Annotated in this window: 11 protein-coding genes; 9 read left to right on the forward strand and 2 right to left on the reverse strand. The window is 60.0% G+C overall.

Translation table 11 applies throughout. The features are described 5' to 3' along the window. Positions 1-14 precede the first annotated feature (14 nt). Genes gmd through J7I92_RS09445 form a run of 6 tightly spaced genes read left to right on the forward strand, consistent with a single transcriptional unit; the run spans position 15 to position 5,140 of the window. The gene (gene gmd / locus J7I92_RS09420) at positions 15-1,043 is read left to right on the forward strand and encodes a GDP-mannose 4,6-dehydratase (RefSeq protein WP_214839767.1); all 1,029 of its coding nucleotides are present in this window, start codon (positions 15-17) and stop codon (positions 1,041-1,043) included. A gap of 2 nt (positions 1,044-1,045) precedes the next feature. Further along, positions 1,046-2,020, forward strand: a complete 975-nt coding sequence (locus J7I92_RS09425; protein ID WP_214839769.1) for a GDP-L-fucose synthase — start codon at positions 1,046-1,048, stop codon at positions 2,018-2,020. Between the two features lie 30 nt (positions 2,021-2,050). Beyond that, complete coding sequence (locus tag J7I92_RS09430; RefSeq protein ID WP_251039676.1) at positions 2,051-2,587, forward strand: DapH/DapD/GlmU-related protein; 537 nt, start codon at positions 2,051-2,053, stop codon at positions 2,585-2,587. Between the two features lie 11 nt (positions 2,588-2,598). Next, complete coding sequence (locus tag J7I92_RS09435) at positions 2,599-3,753, forward strand: glycosyltransferase (protein ID WP_214839770.1); 1,155 nt, start codon at positions 2,599-2,601, stop codon at positions 3,751-3,753. A gap of 2 nt (positions 3,754-3,755) precedes the next feature. Continuing rightward, positions 3,756-4,694, forward strand: a complete 939-nt coding sequence (locus tag J7I92_RS09440) for a glycosyltransferase family 2 protein (protein ID WP_214839772.1) — start codon at positions 3,756-3,758, stop codon at positions 4,692-4,694. Between the two features lie 5 nt (positions 4,695-4,699). Beyond that, positions 4,700-5,140 (forward strand): VanZ family protein, encoded by a 441-nt coding sequence (locus tag J7I92_RS09445; RefSeq protein WP_214839775.1) that lies wholly within the window; start codon positions 4,700-4,702, stop codon positions 5,138-5,140. A 14-nt stretch (positions 5,141-5,154) separates the two neighbouring features. On the opposite strand, the gene galU is transcribed toward J7I92_RS09445, so the two are convergent. Both galU and J7I92_RS09455 read right to left on the reverse strand, forming a co-directional pair. After that, on the reverse strand, positions 5,155-6,066 hold the full coding sequence (gene galU / locus J7I92_RS09450; protein ID WP_311380250.1) for a UTP--glucose-1-phosphate uridylyltransferase GalU: 912 nt from the start codon (positions 6,064-6,066) through the stop codon (positions 5,155-5,157). A gap of 69 nt (positions 6,067-6,135) precedes the next feature. Next, positions 6,136-8,226, reverse strand: coding sequence for a malectin domain-containing carbohydrate-binding protein (locus J7I92_RS09455; protein WP_285290083.1), 2,091 nt, complete (start codon positions 8,224-8,226; stop codon positions 6,136-6,138). A gap of 360 nt (positions 8,227-8,586) precedes the next feature. Here J7I92_RS09455 and J7I92_RS09460 point away from each other — a divergent pair, with 360 nt between their 5' ends. The 3 genes from J7I92_RS09460 (at position 8,587) to J7I92_RS09470 (ending at position 12,754) form a co-directional block, all read left to right on the forward strand. Continuing rightward, a complete protein-coding gene (locus tag J7I92_RS09460; RefSeq protein ID WP_214839779.1) occupies positions 8,587-9,816 on the forward strand; it encodes an oligosaccharide flippase family protein in 1,230 nt (409 codons plus the stop codon). Between the two features lie 77 nt (positions 9,817-9,893). Further along, complete coding sequence (locus tag J7I92_RS24205; RefSeq protein ID WP_214839786.1) at positions 9,894-11,441, forward strand: polysaccharide biosynthesis tyrosine autokinase; 1,548 nt, start codon at positions 9,894-9,896, stop codon at positions 11,439-11,441. Beyond that, positions 11,441-12,754, forward strand: a complete 1,314-nt coding sequence (locus J7I92_RS09470) for a UDP-glucose/GDP-mannose dehydrogenase family protein (RefSeq protein ID WP_214839787.1) — start codon at positions 11,441-11,443, stop codon at positions 12,752-12,754. Before J7I92_RS24205 ends, J7I92_RS09470 begins: the two co-directional genes overlap by 1 nt. Positions 12,755-12,919: the final 165 nt, after the last annotated feature.

The following is a 12,919-nucleotide window of genomic DNA, read 5'->3' on the forward strand; positions in this document are numbered from 1 at the left end:
ACTAGGGGGAACAAATGAAAAAGCGTGCTTTCATCACAGGCATCACAGGCCAGGACGGATCGTACCTGGCGGAGCTTCTACTACTTAAGGGCTACGAAGTCCACGGCCTCATCCGCCGGGCGTCCACTTTCAACACAGCACGAATCGACCACCTCTACACGGATCCGCACGACCCGGCCGCCAGGCTGTTCCTGCATTACGGCGACCTCAGTGACGGGGCGCGGATGGTGACGCTTCTTTCAGAAATCCGACCTGACGAGGTATACAACCTCGGGGCTCAGTCCCATGTGCGTGTGTCCTTTGAAGAACCCGAGCACACCGGTGACACGACGGGCATAGGATCAATCCGGCTACTCGAGGCCGTGCGGCTTGCAGGCATCGATACGCGTTACTACCAGGCTTCCTCCTCCGAAATGTTCGGGGCGACGCCACCGCCGCAGAATGAAGATACGCCGTTCTACCCTCGCTCCCCCTACGGCGCCGCCAAGGTCTACAGCTACTGGGTCACCAAGAATTACCGCGAGGCTTATGGTCTTTTCGCCGTCAACGGGATTCTGTTCAATCACGAGTCGCCCCGAAGGGGCGAGACATTTGTCACCAGGAAAATAACGCGTGCAGTGGCCGCGATCCATGCCGGCAAGCAGGACACACTCTTCATGGGAAATCTTGACGCGGTTCGCGACTGGGGCTATGCAGCCGAATATGTAGAAGGCATGTGGCGAATGCTGCAGGTTGACGAGCCCGAAGACTACGTGCTGGCGACCGGTGTCGGCTTCACAGTGAGGGACTTCCTCAAGATCGCGTTCGAACACGTCGGGCTCAACTGGGAAGACCATGTTGTGTTTGATGAGAAGTTTCTTCGGCCCACGGAAGTGGATGCCCTCGTCGGGGATGCCACCAAGGCGAAGGACAAGCTCGGGTGGAAACCGACTGTGGAGACCCCCGACTTAGCCAGAATCATGGTCGAAGCGGACATTCGGGCCTTGAATTGCGCGGGCACCGCCTGGGTGGACCGCGTTCAGTTGCCGTCATGGGGGTCATGACCATGGACAAAAGTTCTCAGTTCGCTCCCGGCAAGCTAGACCGCGAGTCCGCCTTTTTCGTTGCAGGGCACCGCGGCCTTGTTGGCTCGGCCATCTGGCGCTGCCTCGAATCGAACGGATTCACTCGACTCCTAGGACGCACGTCGACCGAACTCGATCTCACGGACCGCAGTGCAACTTTTGCGTTTTTTCGGGAATTCTCACCGCGGTACGTGGTTCTGGCCGCCGCAAAGGTGGGAGGGATCCTGGCCAACAACAGGTTTCCCGTTGACTTCCTCAGCGAAAACCTGCGCATCCAACTGAATGTTCTGGACGCCGCCCTTGAAGCCGGAGTCGAACGGCTGCTATTCCTCGGATCCTCTTGTATCTATCCCCGGATGGCAAGCCAGCCGATCCGTGAAGAGTCCCTCATGACCGGCCATCTCGAGCCAACCAATGATGCCTACGCCATTGCAAAAATCGCAGGCATACTCCAAATCCAGGCTATCCGCCGCCAGTACGGTCTTCCGTGGATCTCCGCGATGCCCACCAACCTTTACGGACCCGGCGACAACTTCTCCCGACTCGGATCCCATGTGCTTCCTGCCTTGATACGGCGCTTCGATGAGGCGGTCATGAACGGGGCACAGTCCGTTGAGAACTGGGGAACAGGTACACCCCGGCGAGAGTTCCTGCACGTCGACGACATGGCCGGGGCGTGTCTCCACCTCCTCGAAAATTACGACGGTCCCACTCAGATAAACGTTGGAACGGGAACAGACGTGAGCATTAAGGAACTGGCCGAAATTGTGGCTGACGCGGTCGGCTATGAGGGCTCCCTGCTGTGGGATACCAGCAGGCCGGACGGCACTCCGCAGAAGCTGCTCGACGTTAGCCGCCTGACCGCCTCGGGATGGACGCCAAAAATCACCCTTCGCGAGGGAATCTCCGACACCGTGCAGTGGTACCGGTCGAACACCGGCAGACTCCGCGTCTAATTACTACTTCCCCGGAGGATGGAAAATTCGATGATGATCAAAAGGAACCTCGCGGGTTTTACCGGCGCGGGATATGACAAGGGCCGTTCTATTGCGGTCCAGGGCGCATGGGTCCTCATGTCCTCCATGGTCGTCGAAAGACCGTGGTGCCCATCCTCGCTCCGCGTTGCCATACTCAGGAAATTCGGAGCAACCGTCGGGGCGGGAGTGAAGATACGCCACGGTGTCCGCGTCCACTGGCCCTGGAAACTTTCCGTTGGCGACAATGTATGGATCGGAACCGATGCGTGGCTGCTCAATCTGGAACCCATCTCCATCGGTTCCGATTCCTGCATCTCGCAAGGCGCATTGCTCTGTACAGGGAGCCACGACTGGCGTTCCTCTACCTTCGAGTTCGACAATGCCCCCATCACGGTCAAGGACGGAGCTTGGATCGCCGCCCGTGCAACCGTTCTTCGCGGGGTGACCATAGGAACCGGGGCCGTCGTCGGAGCCACTGCCCTGGTGGTGCAGGATGTCCCGGACGGCGGCCATGCAAGAGCAGCACGGTCCGAAGTACGGGATTAATAGGGGGAAGGATGAAGATCTTTCAGGTAGTCACACTGATATCTCCGGACGGAGCATACGGCGGGCCTGTCCGGGTGGCGGTAAACCAGACCAGGGCCCTGCTGGAAAGAGGGCACGATGTCACTCTTGTGGCCGGCGCGACAGGATTTGGCAGGAACATGCCGACATCCTTTGATGGAGTCCCTGTTCGCTTGTTTCCAGTGCAGCGTGTTCTGCCGGCGGGAGGGTTCGCCGCCTTAGCGTCACCCGACATGCGGAAATGGCTGACGGCAAACCTTCACACAGCCGATGTATGCCACCTGCACCTGGCAAGGGACCTTGTTATGTTGCCTGCAGCCCTGCTGGCAGGGCGTGCCAAAGTGCCGTTTTTCGTTCAGCCGCACGGCATGATCTGTCCCTCCTCCAAGGTGCTGGCCCGGCCGCTGGACTCATTATGGACGCGGCCGCTGCTTCGCTCCGCGCAACGGGTTTTCTACCTGACCCCCGAAGAAGCATCCGCGCTAAAGACTGTTGCCCGTCAAACCCTGCGCCTCGAACACTTGCGAAACGGAGTGCCGTCCTCCGGCCGCTCGATGACCACGGATCCGTTTCCACGGGAGGTGTTGTTCCTTGCTCGGCTTCACCCACGTAAGAACCCCCTCGATTTTGTGGCAATGGCAGTAGAACTTCACAAGCTGTTTCCGGATGTACTTTTTCGACTGGTCGGACCAGACGAAGGACAAGGGCAGGCCGTTAAAAGGGCCATCAACGATGCAGGGATGGGCAATGCCTTGGCATGGGAGGGGGCCATTGCGCCGGACGCTGCACGCCAACGCATGGAGCGATCATCCCTCTACGTCCTCCCGTCGCGGGACGAGCCGTTCCCCATGAGCGTTCTCGAAGCCATGTCGCTCGGCAAACCGGTGGTTGTCACTGAATCCTGTGGGCTCGCTCCGACAGTCCGGGAGTCCGGATCGGGCGCCGTCAGCAATGGAACGTTGCGCTCTCTTATCGACTGCGTCAAGGAGCTACTGGCGACGCCTTCGCTGCTGGATGCGGCAGGACGCCATGCCGCAGCCTGCGCACGCATGATGTTTGGCATGGACGGTGTTGCGGAAAAGCTGGAGGAGTCGTACGGATCGAGCGTCAGGGCCGACGCAACAGCCGATAACGCATGGAATTCCTGACAATGGCGGAAACTACTGACCCCGCCTTGGAGGCCGGAGACCTTCCCGCGGTTAGCGTCGTTATTCCCACGTTTGGCCGCCCGGATAGGGTGTCCCGTGCCATCGACAGCGTCCTGGCCCAGACCTATGCCCGGATCGAAGTTGTTGTTGTGGACGACAACCCGCTCGGTTCCGAAGACCAGTCGATAACCGAGCTCTCGTTGCGTCCCTACATTGACTGCCAACAGATCCGCTACATCACGCGGAGAAGCAATGGGGGCGGGTCGGCAGCGAGGAACACGGGATTCGACGCCGGCAGCGGAAGCCTCGTAACGTTCCTCGACGATGACGACGTCTACCTGCCGGAGAAGGTCGAAAAACAGGTTCAGCACATGTTGGCGTACGGGCTCGACGTCTCCTTGTGCCACATGGTGTTGTCCGAAAACGGCGCAGTGGTGGAGTCACCTCTGGCCTTTGCCCGCGGAGCTAACCTGGCCGACTTCATTGTGGACGGAAATACGTTCACGCCCATGATAATGGTCCGCCGCAAAGTGCTGACCGAAGCAGGCGGCTTCCCGGAGACACCCAGGTTTCAAGATCATCTGTTGATGATAAAACTGCTGGAAACCGGGGCCAAGACCGGGATTTTGGACGAGGCCCTCTTCATTCACGACAATCACTCCGGCACCCGTATCAGCCTGTCAAAGCGCTCGCTCGAAGGCTACAGGAACAAGCACGCGTTCGAGCTGAGGAACATGGGCCGGTTGAACCCGGGACAACGGAGAAGCGTCCTGTTCCGCCATGCGACGGTGGGGATGAAAATCGCGCGCGCAGAGGATGGGCTCCTCGCGGGGTTGGGACTCCTCCCGGCCGCAGTATCAAACCTGGGCGCGCCGAACGACCTGGTAACCGTTGCCAAAACCATCTACAACATCGTGCTCAGACCAAACAAAAGCTTCTAAGAACCATGCGCTCCCGTCGGAGGGCCCAGGGACTTCTGGCCCTCTACCTTGCCGCTGCGGGGACCGCCGCGTTTTGGCCGTCCCCGGTCGACGCGCCGCTCTCCAGGCAACTGGCGTCCGTGCTCGGCAGGCTGCACCGGCTGGGAGCGCCGGAATGGTTCAATTACATGCTGGTCGAGTTCTGCGCCAATGTTGCACTGTTTCTGCCCTGGGGCGCACTGCTGGCATGCCTCCTGACAAGAAACATCCTGCCTGCCGCCGCGCTCAGTGGCTTCGGTGCTTCAAGCATTATCGAGCTGGGACAGTTCTTCCTGCTTACCCAGCGGCATGCAACTTGGCAGGACATCGGCGCAAATACACTTGGCGCGGTCCTGGGTGCCGCGCTTGTCATGACGATAAGGTCACGGACCGCCAGACGGCGACGATCCACGCGGAACCAGGCCTAACCGCCGTCGGGAACCTACAGGTGCTTTGCGCGCGCCGGGACGGGGCGGGAGGAATCAATGTTTTCCTGAAGCCACTTGCGAAGCTCGGAACCCAGATCACCCCGTTCCAAAGCCAGGCTGACCACCGCCTTGATGTAGTTGAGCTTATCGCCTGTATCAAACCGGCGCCCGCGGTAGACCACTCCGAAAACTCCTCCCCCGGCCTCCGGGGTCTGCGTTAGCGTCCGAAGGGCATCCGTCAGTTGCACTTCACCGCCCCGGCCTGGCGCAGTCGTTTCCAGGACCTCGAATATCGCCGGGCTCAGTACATATCGGCCGATGACCGCCAAGTTCGACGGCGCCTCGAATGCTGTTGGTTTCTCCACCAGATCCGTGATCCGCACGTAATCCCGACCGGATACCGGCCGGACGGCTGCACAACCGTAGGCGCCGATTTGTTCCGGCTCGACTTCCATAAGTGCAACGACAGAACCTCCGGTCTCCTTCTGGACTGTTATCAAATCCTCCAGGAGGCATTCTTCTTCGTCGATGAGGTCATCCCCCAAAAGAACAGCGAACGGTTCGTTCCCTACATGCCGCCGGGATAGGAGGATGGCGTGACCCAACCCCAAGGGGTCGCCCTGGCGGATGTAGTGGATATTGGCCAGGCCGGATGACCGCGTTACCTCGGCCAACCGCAGAGTCTCACCTTTTTTCTCCAACGCCTCCTCAAGGCACGGCAAGCGGTCGAAGTGATCCTCGAGGGCCCGTTTGTTCCTGCCCGTAATCATGAGGACGTCCGTTATTCCGGCTCTCGCGGCTTCCTCCACAATGAACTGGATCACCGGCTTGTCCACGATGGGCAGCATTTCTTTTGGCATTGATTTTGTAACCGGCAGAAAACGGGTACCCATACCTGCTGCCGGAATGACTGCTTTTATCACGATGTCTCCCCAATAAGGTTGGTTCGGGGTTGCACGAGCGACCCCTTCATGTAGAGCACTACGGGCGGGGCACTAGGGCAATTTCCCAAACCACACGTTGCTTTGGGGCTCACTCGTCTGCACGCCGCCCAGCGCGATGATTACGTTCTTGTCCACGCGCTGGATGATGGCCCCCTGGCGGGGAGCCGGGAGGGCCGGGAGCACAGACCAGCTGTTTAACAACGGATCAAAAGCGACAACCTGAGATGTGGGCTGGAAGTTGTCGACCTGGCCGCCGGCCATGATGATCTTGCCATCAGAGACGAATGTTCCTGCCTCGGTGTGGCTCTTAGGGGTTGGCAAATTTGCGATCTGCGTCCACCGGTCGGTCCCAGGGTCATAGACGTGAGCGTCCCCTTGCTGTAGGTGGAGCTGGTCGTGGCCGTGCTCGCCGCCCAGTACGTAGATCTTGCCTGCGAGTACGAGGCTGCTCATGTGGTCCTTGGGGTTGGGCAGCGGTGCGGCTGTTCGCCAGGACTTGTTGGCCAGGTTGTAGACGAAGTGGTCTCCCACGTTGGTTACGCGGTCAGCGGGGTTGCCGCCCATGTAGTGAAGTTCGCCGTTCAGAACGTCCAAGGTGCCAGCTCCCCGTGGCTGGGGAAGAGTTGCGATCAACGTGAACGTATTCGTCAACGGGTCGAAGCGATAGACATTGCTGTTGATGTCCTGGCTCGGCGATTCGTTGTGGTTCAGGTTTCCGGAGAAGCCGCCCGCAAAGTAAACAAATCTACCGTCATTGGAGATTCCAAGATGCGTCTCAGCCATGGCTGCCGGCAGTGTTCCGAGCGTCGTCCATCTGTTCGCCGCGGGGTCGAAGCTGCTGTAGGAACGGATGGCTTCGTAGCGTTCGTTGAAGCCGCCGACGCGGTAAATTTTTCCAGACAAGGCCGTGCCTGCCGCCTCAAAGCATCCCGCCGGTGCAGACTGACCGGGCTGCCATTGCGAAGGCCATGCCGTCGCGGTCGTTGTGGGCGGCAAAGCTACGCCCGGCGGGTAAACGACCTCGATGGCGGAGATTTTCGGTTGGTCTACGGTGGCGCTGAAGTCTATGTTGATGACACCGTCTTTGACTTCCACCAGGAATTCCTTCACGGTCGCGGTAGTGCTCCCTACGCTCGCCACGATGTCGTAGTTAACTACTTCCGACGATCCGCCCTCAATATTGACGCTGAAAACCCTCCTTCCGGATCCGCCAGGGCCTCCGCCGGGAGCACCAAACCAAATTTCGGCAAAATGGAGCCGCACGAGATAATCTCCGGCGGTTGGGGCGGGAATCGCATAGCTGAACCCGCCGAGATCAGCGGGCGAGCTTCGTTCGGTGACGTAGAGAATGTCGTCGGCAGTTCCGGCGACCGCAGTCACTGAATTGTTGACGAATGACTTCCCGCCGGAATAGAACTGGTCCTCGGCCCACAGCTGTCCCCCCGTGGTTACTGCCGGACCGCCGGCGTTGATCCGAAGCACCTTTGATTCGGAGGGACTCGATGAGGTGGGAAAGATGACCTCCACGGCCGACAATTTAGGCTGGTCGATTTTGGCACTGAAGTCAATGCGCAAAACGCCATTAAGTACTTCGACTGCGAAGGTCTTGACGGTGGCGGTGACGGCCCCTACCTCGGCGAAGATGTCGTAATCGAGAAGCCGGGCACTCCCCTGCGGAAAGGTGGCAGAGAATACGCGCCTTCCTGCTCCAGCAGGACCACCGCCAGGAGCACCGAACCAGATTTCCGCGAAATGCAGCCGTACCGTGTACGTACCGTGCACGGGCACAGGAATGGTGTAGGAAAAGCCGTCGAGGTCGGATGTCGCACTTCTTTCAGTCCGGTACAGCACGTCGTCTGTGGTGCCCGCAATGCTACTCACGAAAGTGTTCGTGAAGGACTTTCCGCCGTTGAAGTATTGGTCGGCAGACCACGTCACACCGCCGGACATCACGGTTGGGCCTCCGGCATTGAAGCGAAGCACGGTCGGCACCTCGGCAGCTGAGGCCAGGCCGCGCGGGGCGACGACCAGTCCGCCGGCCACCGCAATACCGAAAAGGACGGCGGTGCGCCGCTTGGTCTCCAGATCAAATATCTGAGGGCGGGCGCGCTTGGTCCTCCGGGCCGACTCGTAGGATGTCATGTTCGATCCCTTCAGGGGATGGGCGAGGGGGAGGAATTCGCCGCAGTTTATCTACGCGCCCGGAGACGCGGCAATGGGTCTCGGCGCCGATGGAGGAAGACCAGTAGCAGAACCGGGAAATCCGGGTAGGGCGGCGCGCACAGTAGAGTGCGCCACTTACTTAGCTAAGTAATTCGCGAAGTCAGTCCCGTGGAATCACAGCGCTAAACCAGTGACAATTTCGCTGGTTTCAGGCATTTGCATGCCGTTAGCTGAACATAGTCAGTCGACACAGAGGCAGTCGGCCGGTCTTACCGAGTGCAGCACGGCAGTTCTTCTAAAGCCGGGTTTGGCACGTTGGGCTGCATCGAGGAGCGCACCATGAAAGCACAGTTTATTGTGCTGCTGGCAGCACGCATTTTTTCAAGCGGGCTCCAAGCAGTTTCTTTCATCCTGCTGGCGCGCTGGGCCGGGGTCCAGGATTTTGGACTTATTGCGATCATCACGGGCATAGGTTCCGTGCTTTTTGCGGTGGCGGATTGGGGACTGAGCTCATACATACCCCGGGCGAGAGCCAAAGGCCTCAATGCCGACGTTCTCACGGGCCTGGGCATGAGCTTTTGGGGCAATATTGCTGCGGGGACGCTTTTCGCTGTCGTCCTGGCGGTGGTGTCCGGTGTGAACGGACATTCGTCGTGGCTTTGGCTGATTCCACTGGCTCTCGCGATGGATCAGTTCACAGAGGCTGGGCTGACAGTACCCGTCGCAGACAAAGAAAAGCTGGTTTTCGTCGTTTCCGTCATGACCCGCAGATCCTTGGCCCTGGGCGGTTTTGCACTACTGTTCGCGACCGGGGCGGAGGTTGTGCCGGCTTATTGCCTTGGACTTCTTGCTGCCGCCGCTACTGGAGTGGTTCACATCGCTGTTCACCTCAACCGTCGCCTGAAGCGGGTGTCGGATCGAACGGCAGCGAAGTCACTCTACAAAAACCTGGCACCGTACCTTGTTGCCAACCTGAGTTCGCAGGCGCGAACCTTGGACACCGCCGTTGTCGGTGCAGTTGTCTCGGTGCTGTCGGCCGGGCTCTACTCGGCCGCCTTTCGCCTGATCAACCCATTGATGCTGGTCTCCGGTTCTATCGTGGCTGTGGTCCTGCCACACGCAGCCGTATTGCCCCTGCCTGCCGCAAAACAACTCGGTAGGAAGCTGAGCGCCTTGACGCTGGTTTCCAGCTTGCCGCTCCTTGCTGTCATCCCGTTCGCAACTCCCATCATCGTCTTCCTTTTCGGCGATGACTTCTCCCCGGCCGCGCCGGCCTTCGCCTGGGCGATCGTGGCCATCCCGTTTCTTTCGCTTGCCCCGCCTCTGGGGGGTGTTCTACAGAGCCAAGGGTACGAGTCCTTTGTCGCCAGGAACGGGGCAATTTTCGCAGTGGTTAACCTCGCCGCTGTGCTGGTCGGAGCACTCGTCTGGGGGCCCGCGGGTGCAGCAGCAGGAGTTGCCCTTTCCTACGCTCTTAAGTCCACTTCGCTCTACTTCCGGCTGTTGCTAGCCCGAACGGGACCTGCGAAACATGTAGGGCCGAAGGTTTACAGCAGTGTCGGTGCATAGATTGCGGTGCCGCAAAGGCCGGCCCAGCAGATTGTTTTTCCGAAATCAAACTGTCAAGGAGTCCAGGGGGACTTGCAATGAACGGAACTAACTACCTCCGAAACATAAGCCGTAACTGGATCCTGGTCTTACTGTGCCTGGTACTTGGTGTTTTGGGAGCCGTCTCGGTCACTTCATCCATGAAGCCCGAGTATCAGTCGCAAACACAACTCTTCGTGGCTGTCCAGAACTCCGGCTCCTTGCAGGAGCTTCAGCAAAGCAATACTTTTCTTCGTCAGCGCGTGCAGTCATACGTGACTACCGCAGAAACACCGCATGTGCTCCAAAAGGTCATCGACGACCTGGCCCTCCCCATGAAGCCAAGCGAGCTCGCGAACAAAATCGATGTGACGGCCCAGCCGAATACAGTGGTGCTGTCCATTGTCGCGAGTGATGAATCGCCGGAAAGAGCCACGGCGATTGCCCAAGGCGTCGCCGAGTCCCTGATCCGGGTGGTTGCGGAGCTGGAGTCGTCGGTTGCCGGTGGTAGGTCGGACCTTAAGCTGACACTACTGACGCCCGGGGAAGTGCCTACGGCTCCAGTGTCGCCGAATCCGCTGCTCAACCTCGCTATCGGCACGCTCGCCGGACTTGGCGCCGGCGTCGGTCTCTCCTCTCTTCGGGCCAGGTTCGACAGTAAACTGCGCGGAGAGGACGACCTTCGCCGCTCTACCGCCCTGCCCGTCCTGGGTGGAATCGCGTTCGGTCTCGGAGGTCCGCGGAGGCAGTTGCTGACCCACAAGGCATCCCAAAGGCCCCGGGCGGAGGCCTTCCGGCAGATACGAACGAACATGTACTCCACTCAGGTCGGCAGTACCTCCAAGACCGTGCTCATCACGTCGTCAGCACCCGGCGAAGGTAAAACGTGCGCAGCCATTAATCTGGCACTCACCATGGCGCAATCCGGGCAGCGGGTAGTACTGGTCGACGCCCACCTGCGGCATCCACGGCTGGGTGAGTATCTGGGACTCGACCAGGACAGGGGACTCACCACTGCACTCATTGGCAGGGAACCGCTCGATAAGCTCCTCCATCCTCACGGTGAAAATGACTTGTGGGTCCTCACGTCGGGGCCCATCCCGTCGAATCCGAGCGAGCTACTGGGTTCCCCGGCCATGACGCAGTTGATTCAACAACTGGAGCGGACATATGACGCCGTGATCGTCGACGCTCCTGCGCTGCTTCCTGTAACTGACGCTGCGGTGCTGGCCCGGCAAGTGGGAGGTGTCGTTCTGGTAGTTGGCGCCGGAAAGGTCAAAGAGGCGGATGTGCGGAAGGCACTGAATTCGCTCGGGATGGTGGGTGCCGCGGTGCTCGGCATAATCCTCAACAGGATTTCGTCCAGGGGACCGGATGCCCAGACATACAAGTACGGCATTTCCGGGCTACGGGCTTGGGGCAAGAAGGCACTCCAGGCAGCCCAGCTGAAGGAAGGGCCCGCAACCGAGCGTCGGCGCGGCGCCCACGAATTGTCACAGGAACCACTTCCGTCCGACCACCGGATTCTGCAGGACGAAGAGACTGCCGGCCCGGTTGACGCGCCGGCGGGCAGACTCTTAACCGCCGAAAAGTTAGGGAGAAAATGATGCGTATTTCGGTTACAGGCTGCGGGTACCTGGGAGCTGTCCACGCTGCCTCAATGGCAAAGCTTGGGCACGACGTCGTGGGGATCGACGTCAACCCGAGAATAATCGACAACCTCACTGCCGGCCGGGCGCCTTTTTACGAGCCGGGCCTGCCTGAGCTGCTCAGCGAAAGCCAGGCGACAGGCCGGCTGAAGTTCTCCACTGATATGTCGGAGGTGGTTGGCTGCCAGGTGCACTTCGTCTGCGTCGGGACACCGCAACGACGCGGTGAAAACGCAGCAGACCTCCGCTACGTCAACGAGGCGTTTCAGTCGCTGTTCGACCGTGTCGGTCCCGGCGAAATTCTGGTGGGCAAGTCCACGGTGCCTGTTGGCACTGCAAGCCGGATGGCGGAAGAACTCGCCCTCCGGGTTCCCGGAGCTGTGATCGCGTGGAACCCCGAGTTTCTCAGGGAAGGGCACGCAGTGGCCGACACGCTGACACCGGACAGGTTCGTATACGGAGTGCCGGCCGGCGACGCCGGACAGCTTGCCGCCAACACACTCGATGAGGTTTACGCTGCGGCTTTGGAATCGGGCACGCGCAGGCTCGTAACAGACTATGCCACTGCTGAACTTGTTAAGTCCGCTGCCAACTCGTTTCTCGCGACAAAAATTTCCTTTATCAACGCGATGGCCGAAGTGTGCGAGGCCGCGGGCGCAGACGTGACCGAGTTGGCCGAGGCAATAGGCATGGACGAGCGCATTGGCCGCAAGTTCCTCAATGCCGGGTTAGGGTTCGGCGGCGGATGCCTGCCCAAGGACATCCGGGCGTTTATGGCTCGTGCCGGCGAGCTTGGCGCAGATCAGGCCCTGACATTCCTGCGGGAAGTGGATGCCATCAACATGCGGCGACGGTCACGGGTAGTCGAGATGGCCCGCGAGGTATGCGGCGGCAGCTTGATCGGCCGCCGCATAACCGTCCTGGGCACCGCCTTCAAGCCCGACAGTGATGACGTCCGCGACTCTCCGGCATTGAACGTGGCAGCGCAACTTCAGCTGTTGGGGGCCGACGTCACCGTTACGGATCCGCAAGCTTTGCCCAACTCCGCCCTCAGGTTTCCGGAACTTGCCTACGAGCCGGATATGGACGAGGCGCTCAAGAACGCCCAGGCCGTCCTGTTGCTGACTGAGTGGCGACAATACCGCGAACTGGATCCGTACGCCCTGGCCGCCCGTGTGAGTGAGAAGAACATGGTCGATGCCCGCAATGTCTTCGATCCCGCCAAATGGCGGGCAGCCGGCTGGACGTACAGGTCGGTCGGTCGCCCCTAGGCGTCGTGAATCCGCAAAAGCAGACCTGCCGGGATGTGCAGCTTCCGGTGCTAGCCAGCAGTAATTTCTCTCAGAGGGAACCCAACATGCTACTTACGAATACTCGAGTCGGGAACCGGACAAGCGGAGGCGGCCGCAAGACGGCTGCATTGGCGGCGGGCCTAA

The organism is Arthrobacter sp. ISL-72 (assembly GCF_018613755.1).
Lineage (GTDB): Bacteria > Actinomycetota > Actinomycetes > Actinomycetales > Micrococcaceae > Arthrobacter.